Here is a 26,317-nt window from a genome sequence, read left to right on the forward strand (position 1 = left end):
CCTGCCCGATTAAGGAACGTATCGCTCGGCTTCGATGACGCGTGAAGCAATGCGGCGCTTCAGCTGCACCGTATTGGCCGGATTCGACTTCGTCAGCTTTTTCAGCACGGACAGCTGCGTGCGGAGCGTATCCCCGGATTCCATGGCGGCGAGCGTTTCCTTCGCAAGCTCCGCGATGCGGGCGAACTCCTCCTGCACGAATACGGTCGTCATGTCGACGCCGAGCTGAGCTTTCGCTCCGCCTTGGAGCGAAATGCGCTTTTGGGTGCGGAGAACGGCGCTTTCCATCGCGAAGATCGAGATCATGATGTCGGCCAGGTTGCTCAGTATTTCCTGCTCCTGATCCAGCTTCATCTGGTATTTCTGGACGGCTCCTGCGCCGGCCATCAGGAAGATTTTCTTGGCGTTGGAGAGCAGATGAGCTTCCAGCTCCAGCGTGCCCTCGAACTTCTCGCCGAGCGAGGAGCGCATTTCCAGCAGCTCGCCCTGCAGCTTCATCGCTTTCTGCATGAGAGGCAGCTCGCCCTTCATCGCGCGCTTGATGAGCGTGCCGGGAATGAGCAGCCGGTTGATTTCATTCGTGCCCTCGAAGATGCGGTTGATGCGGGAATCGCGGTAGATGCGCTCGACGCGGTATTCCTGGGTGAAGCCGTAGCCGCCGTGGATCTGCACCCCTTCGTCGGCGACGAAGTCGAGGCCTTCGGAGGCGAACACCTTGTTGATGGAGCATTCCAGCTGGTATTCCGCGATCGCCTTGGCGGACTGATAGCCGACGTCGGCAGCGGAATAGTCCACGTCGGCGAGTCCGACGTCGAACAGGCCAGCCGTGCGGTAGACCATCGACTCCATGACGTACGTGCGGATGTTCATGTCGGCCAGCTTTTTCGCCACGAGCGGGAAGCTGCTGATCGGACGGCCGAACTGGGTGCGTTCATTCGCGTATTTGGCCGAGTATTCGATAGCGTCCTTGGAGGAGCCTACGCAGCCGACGGCCAGCTTGTAGCGGCCAATGTTGAGGATGTTGAAGGCGATCAGATGGCCCTTGCCGACTTCCCACAGCAGGTTTTCGATCGGCACCTTGACGTCCTCCAGAATGAGCGGACAGGTCGAGGAGCCTTTGATGCCCATTTTCTTCTCTTCCGGACCGATGCTTACGCCTTCCATCGAACGCTCGACGATGAACGTGCTGAAGTCCTTGCCGTCCACCTTGGCGTACACGATGAACACGTCGGCGAAGCCGGCGTTCGTAATGAACTGTTTCGTGCCGTTCAGCACATAATGCTTGCCGTCCTCGCTCAGGACGGCCGTCGCTTTGGCGCCGAGAGCGTCGGATCCGGAGGACGGCTCCGTCAGGCAGTAAGCCGCGACCAGCTCGCCGGTCGAGAGCTTGGGCAGATACTTCTGCTTCTGGTCTTCATTGCCGAAATAGACGATCGGCAGCGTGCCGATGCCGACATGCGCGCCGGCAGACAGGGCGAACGCCGATGCCTTCGTCATTTTCTCGCTGATCAGCGTCGAGCTGACCTTGTCGAGCCCGAGGCCGCCGTAGGCTTCCGGCACATCTGCTCCCAGCAGGCCGAGCTCTCCGGCTTTGCGCAGCTTTTCGACCGTCAGCTCATAATTGAGCTTCTCGATCGCCTCGTCGAAAGGCGCGATCTCGCCCGCGACGAAATCCTCCGTCGTCTCGGCGATCATGCGCTGCTCTTCGGTTATTTCCTCCGGGATGACAATGCTGCTCGCATCGATATCCTCGATGATGAAGCTTCCGCCCAGCACTTTGCTTTTGGTCGTCATGATAATCGCTCCTTGGAATGGGTTGGATTGGTGAGCCATGCTGCCTTCGGATTTCCTCATCGCAGTGCGTCCGGCAGCGGAATGCTTCTCCGCCTCAGCCGTCTGGACGCCCCGGTTCGGCATCCCTTGCCTGTTGTCTGCCTGCTCAAGCGGGATGGACTTCGAAGACGCCTGCCGCGCCCATGCCGCCGCCGATGCACATCGATACGACGCCGTAGCCTCCGCCTCTGCGGCGCAGCTCGTTGATCAGCGAGACGCTGATCTTCGTGCCGGTGCAGCCGAGCGGATGGCCGAGCGCGATCGCGCCGCCGTTGACGTTGACCTTCTCCTCGTCGATGCCGAGCTCGCGGATGATATGAAGACACTGGGAGGCGAACGCTTCATTGATTTCATAGAGATCGACCTGCTCCTGGGAAATGCCGGCGCGCTTCAGCGCCTTTGGAATCGCCTCGACCGGGCCTACGCCCATGATTTCCGGCTCGACGCCCGCAAGGGCGAACGAACGGAACGTCGCCAGAGGTTTCAGACCGAGCTCGTCGGCTTTCTCGCGGCTCATGATGACGACCGCAGCCGCTCCGTCGCTGATCTGCGAGGAGTTGCCCGCTGTCACCGAGCCGTTCAGCTTGAACGCGGGGCGCAGCTTGCCGAGCGTATCCGGCGTCGTATCGACGCGGACGCCTTCATCGGTGTTGAAGACGAATTTCTCGATTTTCACTTTGCCGCTGTCTTCCATGGACTTGAGCTCCGCTTCGACCGGGACGATCTCATCGGAGAACTTGCCTGCGGCGATGGCTGCAGCCGCCTTCTCATGGGAGCGGGCGGCGAAGCGGTCCTGGTCCTCGCGGCTGACGCCGAACTTTTCGGCGACGCGCTCGGCCGTATGCCCCATCCCGATATAGACTTCCGGGTATTCGTCGACGATTTTCGGATTCGGGGAAATTTTGAAGCCGGTCATCGGAACGTGGCTCATGCTCTCCACCCCGCCGGCGATCACCACATCCGCGTTGCCGGTCATGATGCGCTCCGCCGCGAAGGCGATCGATTGCAGGCCGGAGGAGCAGAACCGGTTGACGGTCAGCGCCGGCACCGTCACCGGAAAGCCTGCATACAGCGACATGATGCGGGCGAAGTTGAGCCCCTGCTCCCCTTCGGGCATCGCGCAGCCGATGATGATATCCTCCACATCTTCTTTCTTGAGCCCCGGCGCCCGCTCGACAACTTCCTGCAGCACGATTTTGCCGAGGTCGTCCGCGCGGGTTTGGCGAAGGCTGCCTTTCTTGCCTTTGCCGATCGCCGTCCGGGCCATGGATACGATTACCGCTTCTCTCATGACTTCACGCTCCTTAGTGGTCAGGCATGCTTGCACGTTCAAGCTTGCTGTGCATCCGACTCCGGAAATGAAAGGCCCTTCCGATCGCTCTTGCCCCCGGATTTCTTTGATTCCACATGAATGCGGAAATCCGGCTGCAAATGCGAACGCTCCGCTTCTACAGGGCACTTTCATTTCCTGCGTTCCCACAAAATCATCCTTCTTCGCGCATGAACGCAATTTCATCCTTCGTCATGAAGGAGCTCAGTTCCGCAAAGCCTTGCCTTTAGAGAGCATATGCTGCATGCGGGCCTGGGTCTTCGGCTCGCCTGTCAGGCTGAGGAAGGCTTCGCGCTCCAGATCGAGCAGATACTGCTCTGATACGAGCGTGCCGGCCGGCAAGTCGCCGCCGCTCAGCACATGCGCCAGCTTCTTGGCGATGAGGAGGTCGTGGTCGCTGATGTAGCCGCCTTCCTTCATGCCGATCGCCGCGAGCTGCAGAGCGGCCTTGCCTTCGGCGCCGGCGATGCGGATCTTCTCTTCCGGAGGCAGCGTGTAGCCGTCCGCAGCCATTTGCAGGACAGCCTGCTTCGCTTCGTAGATCAGATGGTCGGCGTTCGGCACGATGCGGTCGTTCGTGCGGAGGTAGCCGAGCCGCTTGGCATCATGGCCGCTAGAGGATACCTTCGCCGATCCGACCGTCTCGAACACATGGCCGAGCAGAGGCAGCAGATCCGCTTCCGGATGCCCGGCCTGCTTGCTGACGCGCAAGGCGAATTCCTTGCAGCCGCCGCCGGCGGGGATGAGGCCGACGCCGACTTCGACGAGGCCGTAATAAGTCTCAGCCGCGGCGATGACTTGGTCCGCCGGCATGCAGGCTTCGACGCCGCCGCCGAGCGTCATCCGGTGGGGAGCCGCGACGACCGGCTTCTCCAGCCGCTTCAGCTTATACATGCTCTGCTGGAACAGGTTGATGATCTCGTCGACTTCATCCCATTCCTCGTCCTGCGCTTCCATGAGCAGCAGCATCAGATTCGCGCCGACGCAGAAGTTGCGGCCCTGGTTCGCCAGGACGAGACCGTTCCAGTTGCGCCGGACTTCCTCCGCGCTCTGCTGGATCATCGTCAGGATATCGTCGCCGATGGCGTTGTTCGGGGAATGGAATTCCAGGCAGACGACGCCGTCGCCGATATCGATCAGGCTGGCGCCTGTATTGGATTTGACGACCTTGTTCTGCTCCTTGAGCGAGCGCAGATCGATCTCTTGAACAGGGGCTTCCACTTCCTTATACTGGCTGCCGCTCACATAGAAGCGCTTGCCGTTGTCTTTCTTGTAGAAGCTCGCATGGCCGGCTTCGATCCATTCCTTGACCCATGCCGGAACGGCGAGGCCTTCCTTCTCCATCCGCTGCACCGATTTCGCCAGCCCGATGGCATCCCACGTCTCGAACGGCCCCAGCTCCCAATTGAAGCCCCATTTCATCGCTTCGTCGATCTCCTGGATGGAGTCGGCGATCTCCCCGACCTTGTCGGCGGAATAGACCAGAACCTGCTTCAAAATATTCCAGGCCAGCTCCGAATACTTGTCTCCGGCGCCGATGAGAGCCTTCGTCTTTTCGCGGGCGCCTTTGACGCTCTTCGCCGCTTCAAGGGAGCCGGAAGCCGCTTTTTTCTGCGGCGTATACTCCAGCGTGCCGAGATCGATCGACAGAATCTCGCTCTTGCCGCCTTCTCCTTTGCGCTTCAAATAGAAGCCCTGGCCGGATTTCTCGCCCAGCCAGCCACGCTCGACGAGCTGCGTCAGAGCGGCGGGAGGCGTAAACGCCTTGCGCTCGGCCTCGTTGTCCACGTTCAGGCGGACGTTGTCTGCGACATGGATGAACGTATCGAGGCCGACGAGATCAAGCGTGCGGAATGTGGCGCTCTTTGGACGTCCCATAGCCGGCCCGGTGATCGCATCCACTTCCTCGACGGTAAAGCCGCCCTTCTCCATTTCCTGCAGCGACACGAGCAGTCCGTACGTCCCGATCCGGTTGGCGATGAAGTTCGGGGTGTCCTTGGCGATGACGACGCCTTTGCCGAGGACGGTTTCTCCGAATGCTTTCATATCTTGCACAAGCCCCGCATCCGTTCCGTCCGCCGGAATGATCTCCAGCAGCTTCATGTAACGGGGCGGATTGAAGAAATGAGTGCCCATGAACGACTTGCGGAACGGCTCGCTGCGTCCTTCCGCCATCGCGTTGATGGAGATGCCGGAAGTGTTGGAGCTTACGACCGTTCCCGGCTTCCAGTGCTGCTCGATGCGGTCCAGCAGGCTGCGCTTCGCGTCCAGGTTTTCGACGATGACCTCGATGATCCAGTCGACATCCGCGATCTTGTGGAGATCGTCCTCCAGGTTGCCCGGCGTGATGCGGCCCGCGAAGGCCGGATCGTAGAGAGGTGCCGGATTCGTCTTCTTCAGCTTGGCGATGGCGCTTGTCGCCAGCCTGCTGCGGACGGCCGGATGCTGTGCGGTCAGGCCTTTCTTCTCTTCCTCGGGGGTGAGCTGCTTGGGCACGATGTCCAGGAGCAGCGTCGGTATGCCTGCGTTGGCCAGATGGGCGGCAATGCCGGAACCCATAATGCCGGAGCCGATGACGGCGGCCTTGCGGATCGAAATGCTCATCGTTGCTTGCCTCCTTGAATAAAGGTTTGTGCGGCTTTCAAGAACGGTTCTTTTCCCAGGTCGGATGCTTCTCTTCCTCTTCATGGCCGATCATAGAAAGGACGGTCCGCTAAGGTGCGCGTACCCTTATGCTGCTGGCTCTGGCTGCCTCCATGCGTTATACGGCCATCCCTTCGCTGCCGGCCGGAGCGCTTCCGCGTCCGAATACGGCTTCCTCGAGAATCTCGGCGATGTCGCGCGCCTTCACCTTGTCATCGACTTCCTTCAGCTTCGTGCCGTCCTCAAGCATCGTCAGGCAGTACGGGCACGCGCTGCTGATCAGCGTCGGATTCACTTCCAGCGCCTGCTCGGTGCGCGCCAGGTTGACGCGCTTGCCAGCCGTCTCCTCCATCCACATCATGCCGCCGCCTGCTCCGCAGCACATGCCGTTCTCGCGGCTGCGCGCCATCTCCACCAGCTCGACGCCGGGAATGGCACGCAGCACATCGCGCGGCTCGTCATACACGTTGTTGTAGCGGCCCAGATAGCAGGAATCATGGTAGGTGATCCGCTCGTTGACCTCATGCTTCGGCTGCAGCTTGCCTTCCTTCAGCAGCAGGTCGAACAGCTGCGTATGATGGAGCACCTCCACGCCTTCGAGACCGAAGTCCGGATACTCGTTCTTCAGCGTGTTGAAGGTATGCGGGCATGCCGTCACGATCTTCGTCACTCCGTACTTCCGGAACGTCTCGATATTCTCCATGCACAGCTGCTGGAACAGCATCTCGTTGCCCATGCGCCTCGGCGTGTCGCCGGAGTTTCTCTCCTCGTTGCCGAGAATCGCGAAGCGGATTCCGGATTCGTTCAGCAGGCGGGCGACGGCCCTTGAGATTTTGCGGCTGCGGAGATCATAGGAGCCCATGGAGCCGACGAAGAACAGATAGTCGAACTCCGGATTTTCCTTGACGAGCGGAACGCTGATCCCTTCCACGTCTCCGGTCCATTTCACGCGGTCGTTGCGGTTGATTCCCCACGGGTTGCCTTGGCGCTCGATGTTCTGCATCGCGCGCTGGCCTTCATGCGGCACGCTGCCCTGCATCAGGACGAGATGGCGGCGCAGATCGATGATCTTGTCGACATGCTCGTTGCCGACCGGACATTGGTCCTCGCAGTTGCGGCAGGTCGTGCACGCCCAAATCTCGTCTTCCGTCATGACTTCGCCGATGAGCTCGACTTCCTGCGGGCTGCGCTCCTCTTGATGCCAGGAAGCCTTCTGCCAGCCGATCGTCGGCCTGATGTCCGTGATGGCGCCGCCGGGATCCTGCCATGCGACGGAGTCCGATGCTTCCGCGCCGGCCGCCACCTCCTCCGTGCTTCCTCCGGCCATCTCCAGCAGCGAGCCGGGCATTTCCGCGGAACGAGGGACAAAGGCATGCGCCTTGCCTCCTCCGGCGCTTCCTGTTCCGAAGGCGAATTCGGGAACCCAAGGGGATTTGCCGGTGACGGCCGCTCCCTTGTCGATCAAGTGGTCGCGAAGCTTCACGATCATGTGCATCGGAGAGAGCGCCTTGCCGGTATTGGATGCGGGGCACACATTCGTGCAGCGGCCGCATTCCACGCAGGCATAGAAGTCGAGCATCTGCTTCTGATTGAACTCCTCGATCTTGCCGACGCCGAACGATTCCGCTTCCTCGTCTTCCAGATCGATCTTGCTCAGCCTTCCGGCCGGCTCCTGCTTGCGCAGATAGATGTTGACCGGAGCGGTGAGGATATGGAAATGCTTCGATTGGGGTACGTACACGAGAAACGCGAGCAGGATGGCCAGATGCGCCCACCAGGAAACCATGAACAGCACATGCGCGGCTCCGGCTCCGATTCCTTGCATGCCTTCGGCCATCACGGAGGTGATCGGCGCGTAGCCGGAAAATGCCATGCCGAGCCAGATCCGCTCGAAAGCAAGGGAGAACAGGACGGATGCCATCAGTCCGAAGATGAAGAAGACGACGATGCTCGGCTTCCACCCTCTCTTCAGACGGGCGAGTTTCTCGCCGTAGCGGCGGTAGGCCGCATAACCCATTGCCGCCAGAATGGCGAATACGGTGACTTCCTGCATGAGGCTGAACCAGTCGTAGCCGGGAACCGGCAGATGGTGCTTGCCTGCCGTAAGGCCTTTGATGATCAGGTCGAGCGCTCCGAATTGCAGAATGACGAATCCATAGAAGATGACGACATGCATGATGCCGCTGCGCGGATCCTTGAGCAGCTTCGTCTGGCCGAATACTTGAGCGAGGAACTCGCCCCATCTGCCCTCTCCCTTGAGAGGGACGGCTGTCTTTTTCCCCAGCTTCATATAGAGCCAGCGGTGGTAGACCGCCCTGTAGAACAGATAGACGCCGCAGCCCGTCAGAGCCAAAAACAAGATGAGATTGATCAGCTGTCCTGCCATTGCGACTCACCCTTTCTGCAAATTCCTTTCGCCGGCCGATCGCCAGGCATCTTAGATGAAGCGCTTACAAGGTCGGTTCAAAAAAATCTTAGTGGTATCCCGCCTGATCATGCTGTCCCGGCGCGGCTGCATACGTCTCCAAATCCTCCGCTCCAGTACTAGGAATAAGAAGGAACATATCCTGCCTCTTCTTCTCTTATCCTAAGCATTGTCCGCCTTCTGAAAGGCGGCGTGGCCGATGCGGCCCAAGCGTCTAAATTCCGGATAAATCGTTGACAATCCGTGTGATATCCCCTAAGATGAAGAAAATGAATGAGCATTCATTCACCATACGTAAATACTACCACCGAGGTGCCATCATGACAAGTAGGAAGCCGGAAAAATATTATCAGATCCTGGAAGCCGCCCAAAAAGTCATTGCCGAAAACGGGTTCCACGGCTCGCAGGTGTCGAAAATCGCCAAGGAGGCTGGAGTCGCCGACGGCACGATCTATTTATATTTCAAGAAGAAGGAAGATATCCTGATCTCCTTGTTCGAGGAAAGGCTCGGGGATCTGGTCGGACGGTTCGAAGCCCGGCTGGAGGATACGGCGACTGCCGACGAAGCTCTGCGCGCCATATGCGAGATCCACTACTCCGTCCTGGAGCAGAACATCAATCTCGCGTACGTGACCCAGATCGAGCTGAGGCAGAGCTCGCTGGAGCTGCGCAAGGCGATCGGCCTGACCGTACGGCCTTACATCCAGCTCATTGAACAGATTCTGGAAAAAGGGGTGAGAGAAGGAGCGTTCCGGGACAATCTCGACATCAAGCTGACCCGGCATCTTATATTCGGAGCGATGGATGAGGCGGTATCTTCTTGGCTCATATCCGGGCAGAAGTTCTCCCTGACCGCCCAAGTCGACAAAACCGTCGAATTTTTCCTGCATGGCCTCAAAAAATAAAACCTATTCAACCATTCGAGGAGGAGAATCGAGATGAACATTTTCTGCCTGCTGAAGCAAACCTTTGATACGGAAGAACGGATCGTGATCCAGGACGGCCAGGTTTCGGACGACGGCGTCAAATATGTCATCAACCCTTACGATGAATATGCGGTCGAGGAAGCGCTTCAGCTCCGGGAAAAGCACGGCGGATCGGTAACCGTCGTCTCCGTCGGGCCGGCCCGCGCAGCCGAAGCGCTCCGCTCGGCGCTGGCGATGGGAGCCGACGAAGCGGTGCTCATCTCCGACGAACGCATCGAATCCGACGAAGCCGGCATTTCCTTCCTGCTCCAGGCCTATCTGTCGAAGCAAGCCTACGACGTCATCCTCGGAGGCAACTTCTCCGTCGATACCGGCGGCGGTCAAGTCGCGGTCCGGCTTGCCGCGGGTCTCGGCATTCCCCACGCCGCTTCCATCACGAGCCTTGACATCGACGGTACGGCCGCCAGCGTCAAGCGGGATGCCGAAGGCGACACGGAATCCCTCGAGCTGTCGCTTCCGGCGCTGTTCACTGCCCAGCAAGGCTTGAACGAGCCGCGCTACCCGTCGTTGCCGAATATCATGAAGGCGAAGAAAAAGCCGTTCCAGACGCTGACTTTGGACGATCTCGGCGTCGACGCCGCCGCCATCGCTCCGCTGACCAAACGGCTGAGTCTCTCCCTGCCGCCTGAGCGCGGAGCCGGCCAGCTGATCAAGGGAACGCCGGCCGAGCAGGCCGCGCGCCTCGTGGAGCTGCTGCGCACGGAAGCCAAAGCGATCTGATCCCATCCTTTTTTTCCTATCCAAGGAGGTTAAACCATGAGCCAATCCGTTCTTGTCATCGCCGAAATCCGCGCAGGAAAATTGCGCCAGGTATCGCTTGAAGCCGTCCATGCCGCCAACCAGTCCGCTGGCGGCGCTCCTGTCGACGCCGTCATCATCGGCAGCGGCATCATTCCGGTCGCCTCCGAGCTGGCCGCTTACGTGTCGGGCAAAGTCTACGCCGTCGATCATCCGGATCTCGCCTCTTACAACGCTCCGGCTTATCTGGCAGCCGTCCAAGGCCTTCTCGACGAGCTGAAGCCCGGCCGCGTCTTCCTCGGCCATACCGCGGAAGGCAAGGATTTGGCGCCGCTTGTAGCCGCCCATCTCGGAGCCGGCCAAATTTCCGACGTCATTGCTGTAAGCGGTTCCGCGGACGGATCTCTCTATACCCGTCCGCTCTACGCGGGCAAAGCCTTCGAGGAAAAAGCCTTCATCGGCGCCGCCGGCGTCGTCACCGTCCGGCCGAACAACCTTCCGCCTGCCGATCAGGCCGCAACGCCGGCCGAAGTGGTCGACCGCGACTACGCTCCAGCCACCGATCTTCGCTCGATCGTCAAGGACGTCGTGCGCAAAGCCGGCGGCAAGGTTGATCTGTCCGAGGCGAAGATCGTCATCTCGGGCGGACGCGGCGTGAAGAGCTCCGACGGCTTCAAGCCTCTCGAAGAGCTGGCCGATGTGCTCGGAGCCGCCGTCGGCGCTTCCCGCGGAGCCTGCGACGCCGGCTACTGCGACTATGCGCTGCAGATCGGCCAGACCGGCAAGGTCGTCACGCCGGAGGTGTACATCGCCTGCGGCATCAGCGGAGCCATCCAGCATCTGGCCGGCATGAGCCAGTCGCGCGTCATCATCGCGATCAACAAGGATCCGGAAGCCCCGATCTTCAAAGTCGCCGACTACGGCATCGTCGGCGACCTGTTCGAGGTCGTGCCGCTGCTGACGGAAGAGTTCCGCAAAGTGCTCGCGTAAACGCAAGTGAACCCGCCCGGATGATGACAGTACGGGCGGGTTTTTCGATGGATACGGATCATTCCTAAGGAGGAGCTTGTTATGGGACCTTTTCGACCCGATCTGCTCAAAGGCAAAACCGTGCTCGTGACGGGCGGCGCGACCGGACTTGGACGCGCGATGGCGGAAGGCTTCGCGATGCATGGAGCTTCCATCGCGCTCGCGGGACGGCGCGAGGAGAAGCTGCAGGAAGCGGCCGAGGCGTTCCGCGAGGCCGGCCATGACGTATTCGTCCAAAGCTGCGACGTCCGGGACCCCGCTTCCATATCCACATTGGCGGATGCCTTGGACGAGCGCTTCGGAGGCGTCGATGTGCTCGTCAACAATGCCGCCGGCAACTTCATCAGTCCGACCGAGCGGCTCTCGCCCCGCGCCGTCGACGCCGTGCTGAACATCGTGCTGCACGGAACCTTCTATGCGACGCTTGAGTTCGGCAAGCGCTGGATCGCAGCCGGAAGGGGCGGAACGATGCTGAACATCGTCACGACCTATGCCGAGACCGGCTCCGGGTTCGTGGCGCCGTCGGCTGCCGCCAAAGCCGGGGTGCTTGCGCTCACCCGCTCGCTGGCGGTGGAATGGGCGCGCTACGGCATCCGCCAGGTCGCCATCGCGCCAGGTCCGTTTCCGACGGAGGGCGCATGGGCTAGGCTAGCTCCGACGCCGGAGCTGGCCGAGCGCATGGCGGACCGCATTCCGCTCAAGCGTGTGGGCGACAAGCAAGAGCTTGCCGATCTGGCAGCATTTCTCGTCTCCGACTACGCCTCTTATCTCAACGGCGAGGTCGTCACGATCGACGGCGGCGAATGGCTCCAGGGAGCCGGACAGTTCAACAGCCTGCTTGAGGTGACGGCGGACCAGTGGGACCGGCTTGCCGAGCTTACCCGCAAAGGCGGCAAAGATCATTAAATGCCATTCCCGCCTACAGCTCGGAGCTTACGGCCATTGCGGGAACAGCTGCATGCGCAAAAAAGCCCTCGCCGTGATCCAGCTTTTGCCCGGCGAGGGCTTTTTCCTGCGCAACTAGACCGGAACTTCGCTTCCCGGGAGCGCCGCGATGATCGACTCCAGGGCGGCGGCAGCCGAATCGGCCTGCACGAACCGTTCATTTTCGCTGTCATACCGGTCGGAGCCGTGCTCGTAGCGCGGATCGTAATAGGCGCGCAGCAGCAGCTCCGCGGCGCGGCCGAAGTCATCGTTCAGGATGCTCTGCTCGATTTCCGCCGCGATAGGGGTATGAATTCTTGACTTGATGACGCGGAAGGCGGCCATGCATTGCTGCTTGTGCTCCTCCGGACGGTAATCCTCCAGAATATGCCGGATCCGCTCCTCGATCGGCAGCTCGACCCGGATCGGAATTCCCGCTTCCTTGGCTTCCATGAGGAATTCGGGAAGCACGCATTTACCGATACGGCGGCTTTCCGCCTCCATAATGACGTAGGGCGAATGCTGCAGGGCGATCAGCCGCTCAAGCAGCAGCGACTCGAACGTCTTCTGGTTGTGGGCGCGCATCCCGATCTGGCCGAAGATGGAGCCGCGATGCCCCGCCATCCCTTCCAGATCCAGCACCGGAAATCCGCGGCGTTCAAGCTCGGACAGAATCGCTGTCTTGCCCGTCCCCGTATTGCCGTGAATGACATAGGCGCGCTGATCGAAGGAGAATTCCGCCAGCGTCTCGACGACCCAGCGCCGGTATTCGCGGAATCCGCCCGACAGCCGGTAAGCGTGGATGTCCATCAAGGAAAGCAAGGTCGCCGTCGTCCGGCTCCGCATGCCCCCTCTCCAGCAGAACAAGGCTTTCTTCTGGGGAATGGCCGCGAACTGCGCAATGAATGCCGGCAGCTTGGCCGAAATGATCTCCAGCCCCCGCTTCTTCGCTTCCTGGACGCTCGCCTGCTTGTACAGCGTGCCGATCTCCGCCCGTTCGCGGTCGTCGAAGAAGGGAATGTTGATGCTTCCGGGAATCGTGGACTCCTCGTATTCGGACGGGGAGCGGACGTCGATGATGACGAGCTCTCCCGAGTCCCTCTTCGCTCTCAGCTCTTGCACGGTCAAATCCTGAAACATGGAATCTCTCCTTACGATACTTCGATGATGCCGTGATGGTCGTCGACCGCTTCTCCGATGACAGCCGCCTCAAGGCCTGCGGCAAGCAGCTCGCCGAGCAGAGAATCCGCTTTTTCCCCGGCAACGGAAATGAGGAGTCCTCCCGAAGTCACCGCGTCGCACAGGATGAGGCGGTCGAGCTCGTCGAGCTCCGGGCCGAACGTTACAACCGGCTGGACATGCGCATAGTTGTTCCTCGTTCCGCCCGGCACGAAGCCTTCTTCGGCGAGCTCGCGGGTGCGCGGCAGAACCGGAACGTCGCTGCGTCGGATGTTCAGGCCGACCCCGCTCCCTTTGGCCATCTCCGAAGCATGGCCGAGCAGGCCGAAGCCGGTCACATCGGTGCAGGCATGGACGTCGTAGCCGTCCATGATCTCAGCCGCCTTGCGGTTGAGCGCCGCCATGACGGAAGTCACCTTGGCGACATCTTTTTCCGTCAACCGGTCTTTCTTGATCGAAGTCGTATAGATGCCTACCCCGATCGGCTTCGTCAGGATGAGCTTGTCGCCCGGACGGGAGCCGGCATTCGTGCGGATGCGGCCAGGATGGACGAGACCGGTGACGGCCATGCCGAACTTGGGCTCCTTGTCGTCGATGGAATGGCCCCCGACGAGCGTCGCGCCTGCTTCCGCAAGCTTGTCGGCAGCTCCGCGGAGAATATCGGCGAGGATGCTTTTGTCGAGCGTCGCGATCGGAAATGCGACGATATTGAGTGCCGTCAACGGCTTCCCGCCCATCGCGTAGATGTCGCTGATGGCGTTGGCAGCCGCGATCTGGCCGAAGGAATACGGATCGTCGACGATCGGAGTAAAGAAATCGACCGTCTGCACGAGCGCAAGCTCGTCGCTCAGCCGGTAGACCCCCGCGTCGTCGCTCGTATCCAGGCCGACGAGAAGATCGGCGTTGGGCAGCGCCGGAGGCAGCTGCCTCAGCACTTCCGACAAGTCGGACGGTCCGATTTTGCAGCCGCAGCCGCCTTTGGTGGAGAGCGAGGTCAATTTGATCATATTGGATTCCGGCATGGTTCATCCTCCCAGATGGCTAGTACTTTACTCCCTTAAGTATACGCCAAGGCCGCGCAAAAACCAAAATGGCGCGCCTCGCTCCGCTTCCCTGGCCATACCGCCTCAAAAAAAAGGAGGAACGGATAGCGGGATATGCTATAATAATCAAGTTTTCTATTTCATCATAGGAGGTTGTATCCATGAGTCCTTCCCAAGGAACTCTTCCGCGTCCGGCGATGAACGGCAAAAAAGCCGTCTGGCTTGCTGTCGTATTCATCCTGATAGCCGTCGCCGGTCTGACATATGTAAAATGGTGGCCTTATTACGGAAAAGCGTTGAAAGCCATCACGGAGCATACGATCGGCAGCTCGATCCTGACCGGCGGCTCGGAAAGCATTCCGTCTCCGTCCTGGCAGTCCGCATGGGACTATGCCCAAGCTTATTATAAAGCCGTCTGGAAAGCAGCCGTGCTCGGCATTCTGCTCGGTTCCCTCGTCCAGGTGCTGATTCCGTCAGGCTGGCTGCTCCGCGTTCTCGGCGGGCGCAGCTTCAAGAGCACCGCCATCGGCGGCCTGGCCTCGCTGCCCGGCATGATGTGCTCCTGCTGCGCCGCTCCGATCGCTGTCGGCCTGCGCAAGAAAAACGTCTCCGCCGGCGCCGCCCTCGCCTTCTGGCTCGGCAATCCGCTGCTGAATCCGGCGACGCTCATCTTCATGACGTTCGTGCTCACATGGAAGTTCACGCTGCTGCGCCTGTTGTTCGGCATCGCCATCACCTTCGGCGTGAGCTACTTCGCGAACCGCTTCGTCAAGGACGCCGCCATCCCGGAGGATCAGGTCCTCTCCGCCGTGCCGGCTGACGACGACCGTCCGTTCTGGCTGCGCTGGCTGCGAAGCCTCGGCCAAATGCTGCTGAACGTCGTTCCGGCATACATCATCGCCGTTCTGCTGCTCGGCGCCGCCCGCGCCTGGCTGTTCCCGAGCCTCGGCGAAGGGACAGGCATGACGATCCTGACGCTGCTTCTGTTCGCTGTCGCAGGCACGCTGTTCGTCATTCCGACTGCAGCCGAGATTCCGATCGTGCAGGCTTTCACCTCGCTCGGCTTCGGCGCCAGCGCAGCCGGCGCACTGCTCATCACGCTGCCTGCCGTCAGCCTGCCGTCGCTCCTGATGATCCGCCGTGCATTCCCGGCCAAAGTATTATGGCTTGTCTTCGGGTCGGTCGTCGCCGCCGGCGTGCTGAGCGGCATCATCGGCTCCTTCTTCCTATAACTGAATCATGCCAAAAAGGCCGTCTCCCGGAGACGGCCTTTTTCGGTTTATTTCCTCGGATGAGCTTTGAGCCAAGACAGCATGTCGTCGAGAGTGCGGACGGGAACGATCTCCAGCGTTGCGCTGCCTTTGCGGGCATCCTGCTCCTGGCCTTGCGGTACGAAGAACACATCCGCGCCTGCTCGGGCAACCGTATATGCCTTCTGCTCGATGCCGCCGATTTCCCCTACGTTCCCTTCCCCGTCCAGCGTGCCGGTGCCGGCCACCCGGTTGCCGTACGTAATGCCTCCCGGAGTCAGCTGATCGATGACCGTCAAAGCCAGCATGGCCCCATGCGACGGACCCCCCTGGTACACGAGATAGGAGCGGTAGTCGGCCGCTCTCGTCAAATCCGCCCGCGTCCGGTCCTGCACCTGGATGCCGAATGCCGCGCGTCCCGGCTGCTCGGGATTCGCCTTCGTCTCGATATCCACCCACACCTCCTCATTGCCCCGTTTCAGCCCCACCCGGACCGTATCGCCCGGCTTCACGGAGCCCATGACCATCGCCAGCATGGCCGTCGTGCCGACCTCCTTGCCGTTCAGGCTGGTCAGCACATCGCCGGGCTCAAGCCGCCCTTGCGCCGGACTTTCCTTGAGCAAGGCGAGCACCTGGACCCCGGTCGGAACCACTCCTTGGCCGAGTCCAAGCTTCTTGAGCGCGACAGCGGTTCCAACGTCGTTGGCGCCTGCCCGCTGGATGAACACCTGCCTTTGGATCTCTCCCAGCGAAATGCTCGTATCCCTCTTTTCAATATGCAGATGGGGGAAGATCCTGGCGTAGATCCAGTCCACCGGAAAAGCCGGACGCTCGATGACGAGTACCCCTTCCAGGCTCCCTTTGTCCGTTCCGCCTTGGATATGGGCATACCGGTTCATGTTCATCGTGAATCCCGGAGTGGTGACGCCATATGAGGTCGGGTAAAAAAGAAACGCTCCGATCGCCGCAGCTGCCAAAGCGGTCGTCAACGATCTCCATGGGAAGCCTCCCCGTCTTGCGCGCTCGCTCACAACAGCGTCGATGAGGATGAGAGCGCCGGTAGCCGCCGCAGCGGCAGCGGCAGCCGCGAAGCGATCCGGCCGCGTAAGAATAAGCAGCCCTGTCAGGATGCCTCCAGCAACGGCGAGGAGATTAATGACGCCAAGCCAGCTCCTTCCCCTCTGAAGCCAAGAGGAATAAGCGCCGGCTGCCCACATCAGAGGGATGACCGCAGCGATGCGGGACAGGATCTGGATCAGATCCATCCAATAATAGCTGCCCAGCCGCAATGGATCCCCGATCCAGATCAGTTCTCCAGAAACTGAAACAACCGCGGCGGCGATCAGGGATGCCACATACCAGCGGGAGCTTTTCCCCATTTCCTCGTCCTCCCCAAATGACTGCGTGTGACTTTCCATTGTCTTCCTTCTCTATTAGGATACACAAGAGGCAGCCATACATTCAATGCGGGCATCCGATCCGTCGTTTTACAGACCCGGCGAATGCCGATACAATGAAGGAGTTCGCTACCATACATGCCGACCCGACCGGTGCCGGCTCACCAAGGAGATCGATTCAGCCTATGGACATCCCGACCTGGAACGCACTGCAAGCCGGCCTGCCGCAATGGCTGGAAAACAGCCGCACCCGCACGGCAGACGGCAAGACCGCTTCCTATATTCCCGAGCTCAGCAAGGCGGATCCGGACACTCTCGGCATCTATATCGCCGACATGAACGGCAGATCCGTCTCGGCAGGCGATTGCGGGACCAGATTCACCATGCAAAGCATATCCAAGGTATTCACGCTTATACTCGCTCTCATGGACAACGGCGAGGAAGCTGTATTCAGCAAAGTCGGCATGGAGCCGACCGGCGACAATTTCAATTCAATGCTCAAGCTGGAGCTCGTGCAGCCTGGAATTCCCTTCAATCCGCTTATCAACGCCGGGGCCATCGTCATCTCTTCCTTGATCAACGGAAACAGCCCCGCCGAGAAGGCGGGGCGCATCCTGGATTTCATCTCCGGACTTGCAGGCAATACGGATCTGTCGGTAGACGATGCCACCTATTATTCCGAATCCGCAACCGGCAACTTGAACCGGTCCATGGCGTATTTCCTGACCGACAACGGTGTCCTCCGAGGCGGAGTCGAGGAAGTTCTGGAAGTCTATTTCCGGCATTGCTCCATCTCGGTGACATGCAGCGATCTCGCGAGGATGGCCGTCATTCTGGCGAACGACGGCATCGATCCCGTTACGGGACAAGCCTTGATTCCAAGACGCTACGTGCAGATCGCCAAAACGTTCATGGTCACCTGCGGCATGTACAACGGCTCCGGACAATTCGCCATCGATGTCGGCTTGCCCGCCAAGTCCGGCGTATCGGGCGGCATTCTGGCGCTCGTGCCGGGCGTGGCCGGAATCGGAGTCATCGGTCCCGCGCTCAACCCGCATGGCAACAGTCTGGCCGGGGTTCATCTGCTTCGTTCCCTGTCCAGGGAATTCGACTGGAGCATGTTCTAGACGATTTCCTCGCCTTCCGCCGAGCCTTCCCTTACCTGGATGGTGAAGCGGATGCGGCAGCCTCCGCCGTCATGCTCGAACCACAGCTCGCCGCCCATCGCCTCGATCCGGTCCCTGACGCCGGATATAGGCTGAATGCGGCTCTCGATTTCATGGGGATGCCAGATCGTGAAGAGCAGATCAAGCATATCGTTGCCGATGCTTCGGGAATTCACATGAACACGGGCGCCGACCGTCCCCGGCTCTGCGTTGAAGGCGGCTGCCGAGAGAAGGATGATCAGCGTCTCGCGAAGCAGCTCCTCGTCCCCGACCACCCGGACCGGAAGCTCGGGATCCAGCCAGCAGCTCAGCTGCAGCTGCTGGCTGAGCCCGTCATGAAGTCCATCGGCAAGCTCTGCCAGCAGAACATGAAGCGAGAACGGCGTTATCCGGCGATCGACGGAACCGGCGGCCATGCGCGAGTTGGCCATCATATGCTGGATCAGCTGAATGAGATAGCCGCTGCTTCCAATAATCGTATCGACGTAGCTTCTCTGCTCGTCGGTCAATTCCGTTTCCGCCAGAAGCTCCGCCATGCCGGAAATGCCGGTCATAGGAGTGATCATCTCAAGTCCAAGTTCGTAGAGCTGATCCTTATCCTTTTCCAGCCCGGCGTTGGCGGAACTCATCGCTTCAAGGCGGCGCTTGTCTTCCTGGCTCTCCTCCGCGAGTCCGGATTCCTTGTGAAGGATCCATCTGGCCGCCGCCATCTGCAGGACGGCCTTCTCCATCTCGGTGAACGCCGCTTCTCTCCGCAGCAGTCCCAGCGTCCCCGTCGATGCCTTGCCGCCGGGGCTCACCTGCAGCCCGCAGTAATGAAACCCGAGCCAGGTATCCCCTTCGGCTCCCGCTTCCGGTTCATCGACCTTCAGACCGCAGTGCAGGATCGGCTCCCCCTTATGATGCAAGTGCGCGACATGCTCCTCGTTCCCTTGACGTTCGGAAACGAAGTAGGCGTCGGCATCGATCAGCTTCGAGATTCCCGTCAACAGCGCGTCCATCGGCAAGCGGACATTTTCTTCTTCCGCCGAATGATCATGTGTTAATTCCTTCATCGCATCAACGCCCACCCCGAAAAAAAATAAAAGCCAAGAATAGGCGCCTTCCTGGCGCCGGTTCTTGGCTCATGAACAGCGTATCGTAATATCTGGTCATAAAGTCCGTTATTCGTTTGGAAACGTATAGACGATAATGCTTTGATCCTTGTCGAACTTCCAGTCGAGGTACAGACCGTCGGGGGTGCGGCCCACCGCGCGGTTCAAGTCGACTTCCGTGAGCAGCATGGATTTTTCCAGCGAGCGCTTCGCTACACGAAGCGCCGGCTCGTAGCCGGCCCGGAGCAATTCCTTCTCCAGCTTGATCAGAATGCCGGACCGGAACACGATCAACGTCCGGGGATTCGTCCAGAACGAGTAAAGCTTGTCAGGAAGCTTCTCTGCTTCTTCCGATATCCTTCTCACCGATTCGTGTATGTACGGCTTGCCTCTGTACTTCTCCTGATGCGCTTCGAATTTGGAGCTGTCGACCAAACCGACCATGATTCCGGAGTGGTTGTCCAGGTTCCAGTCGTAATACACATCCGTAATCTCCAGTTCCAGCGACTCCTGAACGAGAGCCTTGAAATCCGGCAGGAGGAGATCCATTACGAGCTGGCGCATTTCCCTGACAGCCTCGTCCTTGTTCTGCTGCAGCATGATCTTCTCGACCACGCTGACGAACTGGCGGAAATGCATGGTCACGCAAACTTCATTGCTTGAAACGAAAATCGATTCCGGACCTTTGCCGAAGCGGTCTCGGAGCAATTTGCCCATTTGGCTGGTCAATTGGGACAGAGCGGCACGGTTCTCCAACCTATAGTCATCCTTTTAGCTAGTATCAGAAACGATTTGAACTTGGACGTCGCCATTATAGCATATAATGCCATCGATTGATAGAGATGCTTATCGACAGAATGACCGCTCGGTTCCTGTCCTTGCTTATTTTGCAATAGGCGTGAATACCCCTCGTCGTTTCAAGAATGTTCGTGTTTTGATCATATAATTTCACAAAATACACTTATGTAGGTGAACTTTATGACTATTCACGAATAATTTTATACGACAACGTTGACACATACGTTCTTCTCGGTTACCATTTCATTTGTCGCCTTACCCGGCGCGTTCGTATATCCCCGATAATAAGGTTCGGGGGTCTCTACAAGGAACCTCAAATTCCTGGCTACGAACGGGATGCTTTCGCATACCCGTTTGCAGCCGGGATTTTTTGATGAAGCCGGGAGGATGATTAGGATGGGAAAATATGACGTGATTGTCGTTGGCGCCGGACCCGCCGGCATTTTTGCCAGCTATGAGCTGACGCTGCAGCATCCGGGACTGAAAGTTCTGCTTGTGGACAAAGGCCATGATATTTATCGCCGCAGCTGTCCCATACTGGAAGAAAAGATCCAGCTTTGCCCGCCAGCGGCAGGCAAAAAAGACTTCGCCGGTTGTCTGCCGGCTTGCTCCATAACCGCCGGCTTCGGCGGCGCAGGCGCTTACAGCGACGGCAAATTCAACATTACGACCGAATTCGGAGGCTGGCTGACGGATTACCTCGCCCCCTCCAAAGTTCTGGAGCTGATCCGCTATGTGGACCGCATCAACCTGCAGCACGGAGCGACAACCGCCATCACCGATCCTACGACGGATACGATCCGAAGCATCGAGCAGCGCGGCTATGCCGCCGGACTCAAGCTGCTGCGTGCGGAAGTCCGGCATCTGGGCACCGAGCAGAACTTGGACATCCTCAAGTCCATTTATGAATATTTGAAAACGCGCATCGAGATGTCATTCAAAACCGAAGTCGAGGACATCGTAACCGAGAAGCAGGATGGAGAACATCGCATCACGGGAATCTCGCTCAAAAACGGGGACACGCATGAAGCGGAGCTTGTCATGATCGCTCCCGGCCGCGACGGGTCCGCCTGGCTGACGTCGGTGCTCAAGCGCCGCAAGCTCAAAATGTACAACAACCAGGTCGATGTCGGGGTCAGGGTCGAAACCTCCGACGTCGTCATGCGGGAAATCAACGAGCATCTGTACGAAGGCAAATTCGTCTTCAACACATCGGTCGGCACCCGGGTGCGCACGTTCTGCAGCAACCCTTCCGGACATGTCGTCGTCGAGAACCACAGCGGCGTCATGGCCGCCAACGGCCATTCCTACAAGGACCCGAGCCTCGGATCCCCGAATACCAACTTCGCGCTGCTCGTCTCCCATACGTTCACGGAGCCGTTCGACAAGCCGAACGAATATGCGCGGGAAATATGCAAGCGTGCGAACGATCTCTCAAGCGGCGGCGTCATCGTCCAGAAATACGGAGATATCATCCGCGGCCGCCGCTCGACGCCAAGCCGCATCGCCGAAGGGTTTCTGGAGCCGACCTTGAAGGAAGCCGTTCCCGGCGATCTCGGACTCGTGCTGCCTTACAACACGATGCGCAGCCTGATCGAGATGGTCGAAGCGCTCGAGAAAGTAACACCCGGCATTGCTTCGGAGCACACGCTGTTCTACGGTGTCGAAGCCAAGTTCTACTCCGCCCGGCCGAAGCTCGATACGAGGCTTGAGACGGAAATCCGCGGCTTGTACTGCGGCGGCGACGGAGCCGGCATTACGCGCGGACTGGCTCAGGCTGGCGCCGCAGGCGTCTGGATCGCCCGCTCCATGCTGGAGCGGATCGGTACGGCCTCCGCTCCGGCAGCTGCGCTGTCCTGAGAACCAGATCAAAAAAGGCAGACCGGAAATCCGGTCTGCCTTCCTTTTTGCCTATCCATATTGCTGTCGTCTTTAACCGTCCGTCCCGACTCCATCCGCGGCGGATTGTTCCACCTGGCTTTTCAATTGCTCCAGCTCCACCGACACTTTCTCGATGATCCGGATGAACAGAGCGAGCTCCTCCGAGCTTGCGGCTTGTTCTCCGGCTGCTTGAGCCGTGTCCCTCGACATCGCCTGCACTTTGTGAAGCACCTCGCCGATCGATTCAACCTTCTCCTGAATCAGCTCAAGCGATTCCTTGGAATGTCGGGCAAGCTTGCGCACTTCCCCCGCGACGACCTCGAATCCTCTTCCCTGCTCGCCGGCCCGCGCCGCCTCGATAGCGGCGTTGAGGCCGAGGAGATGCGTCCGGTCGGAAATGTCGCCCATGAGCGCGCCCATGGATTCGATGGAGCCGATCTGCTCGCCGAGCAAGCCGAGCTCGGCGTCGGTCTGCTCCTGCGACAGCACCGTCGCGCGGGCCAGCCTGTTGACGGCCGCCGTGCTGCGGCTTACCTGCTCCATTCCCGCTGCCAGCTGGCGGATCGCTTCGCTGACGCCCGTCAGAATATGGGACTGGCTGTCCAGCACTCTCTCCAGCTTGGCCTTCTCGTCCTTCTCATAGGCTTCGAGCACGAGCTGCGAATCGAGGTTGAACATCTTCGTCAAGGAATGCAGCACCGGCGTCCACTGTCCCGGAAGCTCGGCTGCCAGATGGGCAGCGGCGAGATCCAGATAAATCATGTAAGCGCCCAGATACCACTGGGTCGTCAGCCCGATTCTGGAGTGGATCTTGCCTACCAGGAGGCGGTTGTTGAAATAGGCTTCGTCGATCGTTCCATCCGTCATCGAAAGGAAGTATGTCTTCTGCGTCGCCTTCAGCCTCTCAAGCGTACTGTGGGCTTCAATGATCGTCTTCAGCTCGGGCTTCGCCGCGATCTGCCCGTACAGCGAGTCCACGAGCCTGTCCACGATTTTCTCGAATACGGCCCTGCTGCCCTGAAGCAGGTTCAGGTCCTCTTGCTTCAACCCGATGAATTGTAGCTGGGCTTCTCTTTCTGCCGTAACGGCAATCATGTCCCCATCTCCTTGCCATTGTTAACCTAATCTTGTCTTTATCGGAAGATGCGTTGAAATAGTTTAGTGCCGGAGCAAATTGAAACCGCTGCCTCCGTTCTTGAGGCCCGCTTTCCGTCATGGTACGATATAGAAATCGACTGCAAGCAACGGGAAGGAAGAAAACAAGTGAAGAGCAATCCGGTGGAATGGATCTTTTTCGACGTCGGCGAGACACTCGTGGATGAATCCGCGCCGATCGCCGACATTATCTCGCAGCTCATCCGCGCTGCCGGGCGCCGGTGCATCGCGGTATGCGAGCGGGACATCCGGGAAGCCTGGGTCCAAGCCCATGAACGGTTCTCTCCGTTTCCGATGGCCGACATCCTGCTGCTGCTGTTCCCCGATGACGCGCTTCGCCAAGCGATCTGGAAGGAAATGAAATACCGCAAGGAGCTGGACAAGCCGTTCCCGGATGCCAAGAACCTCCTGCAGACGCTAAGCGCCAGCTACCGGATCGGAGTCATCGCGAATCAGAGCGCCGGAACCGTCCATCGGCTGGAGTCTTACGGGCTCATGGAGCATATTGAAGCCGTATTCTCCTCCGCGGAGACCGGCCTGGTGAAGCCGGATCTACGCCTGTATGAGCATGCTCTCGAAACGACGGGCTGTTCTCCCTGCAAAGCTTTAATGGTAGGAGACCGCATCGACAACGACATCATTCCCGCGCGCCAGGTCGGCATGCATGCCCTATGGGTCCGCCAAGGCTTGGCTCTGCGCCAATCCTCCCCTTCTCCATCTCTCCAGCCAAGCGGTACGATACAGTCCATCGGCGAAATGGCAGGCTGGCTCGAGCTATGGCAGCCTTGTGATCCGAGCCGCGCCTCCTGAAGCGGCATGGAGCGCATAAAAAAAACCGCCTCCCGGCGGTTTTTTCGGCATTTCATTATGGTCTATGGATGTTGCGGATGCCAGCCTAATCCTGGGTCTGGCTGTCCTGGGGACGCTGAGGCGGCGCAGAGACAGGCGTTGCCTCTTCCTCGTCATCGCCGGAATCGTCCATCTTTTTGAACCCGTACACGAACAAAATAATCGTCCCGATCATGAGAAGTCCAAAGAAGATCAAGTAAAGCGAGTCCGTCAAGGATGTATCCTCGCCGACATGCATGGGCAGCAGCTCCTTCCACCTTTAGCTTAGCTTGGAGCCGGAGCATGCGTATGACTCTTTCGGGCTATAAATGTGACAATCAGCGGGCAATAGGGCCCTTCACCGCCGCAACCTCATATCGGGAAACTTCCGTTTCCAGCACATAATCCGGAGGCGTCTTGCCGCGGCTCTCGCGGTGGCCTTGGATATGGACATCGCTTTTCTCCCAGCCCTTCCAGGCCTCTTCAGACTCCCAGCGGATCTGGACGATGACCTCCTCCTCGCCCCGGAGCACAGCCTTCACAAGGACGCTCATATCGACGAATCCGTCCATTTCCTGTACCGGTCCCGGCTTGCTGAACCGCTCCACGACTTGTCCGGAGAAACCTTCCTTGACTTTGATTCGGCGTTGAATGACGAGCATGCGGCTTGTCTCCTTTCAATCGTACAGTTCCTGTAATCCATCATAATTGATAATAATTCTCATTGTCAATAAAAAAGGAATTGCAGCAAAGCCTCGGAACGATTAAAATATTCGGATGAATACTTTGCAGCGGAAATCAACTTTGTCGATCCTATTGCCTCTTGCCGTCGGTATGGCCGCCATTTCCTGCGCCCCCATACTTGTCCGTTATTCCGGTGCGCCCGTATCCGTCCAAGGGTTTTATCGGATGCTCTTCACGTTTCTGATGATGCTTCCCTTCGGCTGGAAATACCTCCATGCCTTCCGCACGATCAGCATGCGGGACTGGGTCAAGCTGACCGTCGCCGGCTTTTTCCTGGCGCTGCACTTCCTGCTCTGGATGGCTTCCTTATCCTATACGTCGATCGCCAGCTCCACGATTCTGCTCACCCTGGAGCCGGTCTTTGTAGCGATAGGCGCTTACCTCGTCTTCAAGGAAAGGCTGCGCCGCTCCGCCGTCATCGGCATGTCGGTCTCGATTGCCGGAGCCATTCTCGTCAGCTCGGGCGACTTCGGCTTGTCGCGAAGCGCTTTTTACGGAGATACGCTGTCCCTTCTCGGTACGGTTGCCGTTGCCGTGAACATGATTCTGGCCAAACAGCTCATGGAGCGGATTCCGTCCTATGTCTACAGCTTGATCGTATTCGGCATCACCGCGCTCTGCTTCGCCGTCTACAACGTCGCGGGCGGCATACCGATGAGCGGTTACGAGCCGAAGGAATGGGGCCTGTTCCTGCTGCTCGCCATCATCCCGACCGTCTTCGGCCATATGATCTTCAACTGGCTGCTGCAATCGGTCAAGGCGACGACGATCTCCATGGCCGTGCTGGCGGAGCCGATCGGCGCGAGCCTGCTCGGTCTCCTGCTGTTCGGCGAGCTGATCACAGGCTTCCAGCTGATCGGCGGCGTCTTCATGATCGCCGGCTTCATCCTTTACCTCAAGTCGGAGGAACGCCCTTCGGCCGCCAAGCAAGGAGATCCTGCTCTCGACGCGCCGAGCGGCGCCGTTTCCTGAGGTTGATTTCCTTCCATGCCGAACAGCCCGATCTCGGGCGAGGCCACTGAAATGGTGTCGCTGCAGACGGAAATCATTCTTCCGATCGCTGTTGTCCCCAGATTTCTCTGATTTCGGCCGCTTTTAGCGGTTGAAATCCGGGGACAAAGGCGACCACATCCGTTTCTCTAGAACGATTTCGCGCCTTACGCTACTTTTTCAGTGGCCCGGTCTCGGGCTGGCCTGTCTTTTATCCGACTGCGCTTCCGCCCGTCCTCATGCTCATTCCTTCTCCAGCAGCTCCAGCATATGGAGGAAAGCCTCCTCCTCATCCTTTCCTTTGACGCGCAGCAAGACGCGCGTGCCGGAACGGATCGGCAGCAGAAGCATGCCGAGCAGGCTTTTAACGTCCACGATATTGATGCCGTCTCCGTGAGCGAACTCAAGCTTGATGTCCGAGCGGAAGCGGGCGGATTCCGAGGATAGCCGGGCAAGATCCTCGCGGGTAAAATCGGCAGCAATCACAAATTCATGAACTCGCATCCATTGACCTTCTTTTCCTCGGGATAAGATCGAATCACCGCATGTGTACGTTATATTCGAAATTTTCAGCCGGGTTCCTGCTTGAAGCGCATTCATCAAAAAATGAAATGCCTTCCGAGTCAAAGGCTGCATTCGTCCCTAATTGCTTCGGCATGTCTTAAATCCCCCGCGGATGGGTAAAGAATAACAACATACGGGAGGCGATTGTGATGATGATGTCCCCATTCGAGGACAGGATGTATGCCGTGTTGTTCTACATCCTCGCCGCTGCCGTCGTAATCGGCGTCGGCGGGTGGATATACTGGCTGAGCAGAAAAGCGAAAAGGAAAAGCCGCTGACAAGACAAGCGGCAGCTCAAACGCGGATCCGAAACGAAAGCC

The 26,317-nt window shown here is 59.1% G+C and carries 23 protein-coding genes and 1 riboswitch; of the genes, 10 read left to right on the plus strand and 13 right to left on the minus strand.

The window, feature by feature from the left end; genetic code table 11:
* Nucleotides 1–9 precede the first annotated feature (9 nt).
* The 4 genes from AC06G8_RS11855 to AC06G8_RS11870 all read right to left on the minus strand — a co-directional run bounded on the left by AC06G8_RS11855 (nucleotide 10) and on the right by AC06G8_RS11870 (nucleotide 8,192).
* Nucleotides 10–1,794: an acyl-CoA dehydrogenase family protein gene (locus AC06G8_RS11855; protein ID WP_447664148.1), complete on the minus strand. Its 1,785-nt coding sequence runs from the start codon at nucleotides 1,792–1,794 to the stop codon at nucleotides 10–12.
* A 145-nt stretch (nucleotides 1,795–1,939) separates the two neighbouring features.
* On the minus strand, nucleotides 1,940–3,124 hold the full coding sequence (locus AC06G8_RS11860) for an acetyl-CoA C-acetyltransferase (protein WP_480282957.1): 1,185 nt from the start codon (nucleotides 3,122–3,124) through the stop codon (nucleotides 1,940–1,942).
* Nucleotides 3,125–3,367: 243 nt separating this feature from the next.
* Nucleotides 3,368–5,767: a 3-hydroxyacyl-CoA dehydrogenase/enoyl-CoA hydratase family protein gene (locus AC06G8_RS11865; protein ID WP_480282958.1), complete on the minus strand. Its 2,400-nt coding sequence runs from the start codon at nucleotides 5,765–5,767 to the stop codon at nucleotides 3,368–3,370.
* 157 nt (nucleotides 5,768–5,924) lie between these two features.
* Nucleotides 5,925–8,192 (minus strand): (Fe-S)-binding protein, encoded by a 2,268-nt coding sequence (locus AC06G8_RS11870; RefSeq protein WP_480282959.1) that lies wholly within the window; start codon nucleotides 8,190–8,192, stop codon nucleotides 5,925–5,927.
* Between the two features lie 359 nt (nucleotides 8,193–8,551).
* Between AC06G8_RS11870 and AC06G8_RS11875 the strand changes: the two genes are divergently transcribed.
* The 4 genes from AC06G8_RS11875 (at nucleotide 8,552) to AC06G8_RS11890 (ending at nucleotide 11,890) form a co-directional block, all read left to right on the plus strand.
* Nucleotides 8,552–9,136, plus strand: coding sequence for a TetR/AcrR family transcriptional regulator (locus AC06G8_RS11875; RefSeq protein ID WP_480282960.1), 585 nt, complete (start codon nucleotides 8,552–8,554; stop codon nucleotides 9,134–9,136).
* Between the two features lie 33 nt (nucleotides 9,137–9,169).
* Nucleotides 9,170–9,937 (plus strand): electron transfer flavoprotein subunit beta/FixA family protein, encoded by a 768-nt coding sequence (locus AC06G8_RS11880; protein WP_447664153.1) that lies wholly within the window; start codon nucleotides 9,170–9,172, stop codon nucleotides 9,935–9,937.
* Between the two features lie 36 nt (nucleotides 9,938–9,973).
* Nucleotides 9,974–10,945 carry an electron transfer flavoprotein subunit alpha/FixB family protein gene (locus AC06G8_RS11885; RefSeq protein ID WP_480282961.1) on the plus strand — a complete coding sequence of 324 codons (972 nt, stop codon included), beginning with the start codon at nucleotides 9,974–9,976 and terminating at the stop codon, nucleotides 10,943–10,945.
* 81 nt (nucleotides 10,946–11,026) lie between these two features.
* Nucleotides 11,027–11,890, plus strand: a complete 864-nt coding sequence (locus AC06G8_RS11890; RefSeq protein WP_480282962.1) for an SDR family oxidoreductase — start codon at nucleotides 11,027–11,029, stop codon at nucleotides 11,888–11,890.
* Nucleotides 11,891–12,004: 114 nt separating this feature from the next.
* Here the strand turns inward: AC06G8_RS11890 and mnmH are convergent, their stop codons facing one another.
* A complete protein-coding gene (gene mnmH, locus AC06G8_RS11895; protein WP_480282963.1) occupies nucleotides 12,005–13,048 on the minus strand; it encodes a tRNA 2-selenouridine(34) synthase MnmH in 1,044 nt (347 codons plus the stop codon).
* 11 nt (nucleotides 13,049–13,059) lie between these two features.
* Entirely contained in the window at nucleotides 13,060–14,109 is a 1,050-nt protein-coding gene (gene selD / locus AC06G8_RS11900) for a selenide, water dikinase SelD (protein ID WP_480282964.1), read from the minus strand.
* Between the two features lie 182 nt (nucleotides 14,110–14,291).
* Here selD and AC06G8_RS11905 point away from each other — a divergent pair, with 182 nt between their 5' ends.
* Nucleotides 14,292–15,362 carry a permease gene (locus AC06G8_RS11905; RefSeq protein ID WP_480282965.1) on the plus strand — a complete coding sequence of 357 codons (1,071 nt, stop codon included), beginning with the start codon at nucleotides 14,292–14,294 and terminating at the stop codon, nucleotides 15,360–15,362.
* A gap of 47 nt (nucleotides 15,363–15,409) precedes the next feature.
* Here AC06G8_RS11905 and AC06G8_RS11910 read toward each other — a convergent pair whose 3' ends face one another.
* Nucleotides 15,410–16,759 carry a PDZ domain-containing protein gene (locus AC06G8_RS11910; protein ID WP_480282966.1) on the minus strand — a complete coding sequence of 450 codons (1,350 nt, stop codon included), beginning with the start codon at nucleotides 16,757–16,759 and terminating at the stop codon, nucleotides 15,410–15,412.
* Between the two features lie 203 nt (nucleotides 16,760–16,962).
* Here AC06G8_RS11910 and glsA point away from each other — a divergent pair, with 203 nt between their 5' ends.
* Nucleotides 16,963–17,904: a glutaminase A gene (gene glsA / locus AC06G8_RS11915; protein WP_480282967.1), complete on the plus strand. Its 942-nt coding sequence runs from the start codon at nucleotides 16,963–16,965 to the stop codon at nucleotides 17,902–17,904.
* Here glsA and AC06G8_RS11920 read toward each other — a convergent pair.
* Nucleotides 17,901–18,998, minus strand: a complete 1,098-nt coding sequence (locus AC06G8_RS11920; RefSeq protein ID WP_480282968.1) for a sensor histidine kinase — start codon at nucleotides 18,996–18,998, stop codon at nucleotides 17,901–17,903. The two genes, glsA and AC06G8_RS11920, sit on opposite strands and share 4 nt — an antisense overlap.
* Nucleotides 18,999–19,106: 108 nt before the next feature.
* Nucleotides 19,107–19,793, minus strand: a complete 687-nt coding sequence (locus tag AC06G8_RS11925; protein WP_480282969.1) for a Na-translocating system protein MpsC family protein — start codon at nucleotides 19,791–19,793, stop codon at nucleotides 19,107–19,109.
* A 290-nt stretch (nucleotides 19,794–20,083) separates the two neighbouring features.
* Nucleotides 20,084–20,183, plus strand: a riboswitch (purine riboswitch).
* Nucleotides 20,184–20,231: 48 nt separating this feature from the next.
* On the opposite strand from AC06G8_RS11925, the gene AC06G8_RS11930 reads away from it, so the two are divergent.
* A complete protein-coding gene (locus tag AC06G8_RS11930) occupies nucleotides 20,232–21,695 on the plus strand; it encodes an NAD(P)/FAD-dependent oxidoreductase (protein ID WP_480282970.1) in 1,464 nt (487 codons plus the stop codon).
* Between the two features lie 72 nt (nucleotides 21,696–21,767).
* On the opposite strand, the gene AC06G8_RS11935 is transcribed toward AC06G8_RS11930, so the two are convergent.
* On the minus strand, nucleotides 21,768–22,811 hold the full coding sequence (locus AC06G8_RS11935; RefSeq protein ID WP_480282971.1) for a protoglobin domain-containing protein: 1,044 nt from the start codon (nucleotides 22,809–22,811) through the stop codon (nucleotides 21,768–21,770).
* A 168-nt stretch (nucleotides 22,812–22,979) separates the two neighbouring features.
* Here AC06G8_RS11935 and AC06G8_RS11940 point away from each other — a divergent pair, with 168 nt between their 5' ends.
* On the plus strand, nucleotides 22,980–23,681 hold the full coding sequence (locus tag AC06G8_RS11940) for an HAD family hydrolase (RefSeq protein ID WP_480282972.1): 702 nt from the start codon (nucleotides 22,980–22,982) through the stop codon (nucleotides 23,679–23,681).
* Nucleotides 23,682–23,766: 85 nt separating this feature from the next.
* On the opposite strand, the gene AC06G8_RS11945 is transcribed toward AC06G8_RS11940, so the two are convergent.
* Nucleotides 23,767–23,958, minus strand: coding sequence for a hypothetical protein (locus AC06G8_RS11945; protein WP_447664166.1), 192 nt, complete (start codon nucleotides 23,956–23,958; stop codon nucleotides 23,767–23,769).
* A 79-nt stretch (nucleotides 23,959–24,037) separates the two neighbouring features.
* Nucleotides 24,038–24,361 (minus strand): antibiotic biosynthesis monooxygenase, encoded by a 324-nt coding sequence (locus tag AC06G8_RS11950; protein WP_480282973.1) that lies wholly within the window; start codon nucleotides 24,359–24,361, stop codon nucleotides 24,038–24,040.
* Between the two features lie 172 nt (nucleotides 24,362–24,533).
* Between AC06G8_RS11950 and AC06G8_RS11955 the strand changes: the two genes are divergently transcribed.
* On the plus strand, nucleotides 24,534–25,415 hold the full coding sequence (locus tag AC06G8_RS11955; RefSeq protein ID WP_480285429.1) for a DMT family transporter: 882 nt from the start codon (nucleotides 24,534–24,536) through the stop codon (nucleotides 25,413–25,415).
* Nucleotides 25,416–25,676: 261 nt separating this feature from the next.
* Here the strand turns inward: AC06G8_RS11955 and AC06G8_RS11960 are convergent, their stop codons facing one another.
* Nucleotides 25,677–25,937 carry an HPr family phosphocarrier protein gene (locus tag AC06G8_RS11960; protein WP_480282974.1) on the minus strand — a complete coding sequence of 87 codons (261 nt, stop codon included), beginning with the start codon at nucleotides 25,935–25,937 and terminating at the stop codon, nucleotides 25,677–25,679.
* A gap of 209 nt (nucleotides 25,938–26,146) precedes the next feature.
* Here AC06G8_RS11960 and AC06G8_RS11965 point away from each other — a divergent pair, with 209 nt between their 5' ends.
* A complete protein-coding gene (locus AC06G8_RS11965) occupies nucleotides 26,147–26,275 on the plus strand; it encodes a hypothetical protein (protein WP_021881879.1) in 129 nt (42 codons plus the stop codon).
* Nucleotides 26,276–26,317: the final 42 nt, after the last annotated feature.

It is taken from the genome of Paenibacillus sp. SJS-P3, assembly GCF_056711585.1.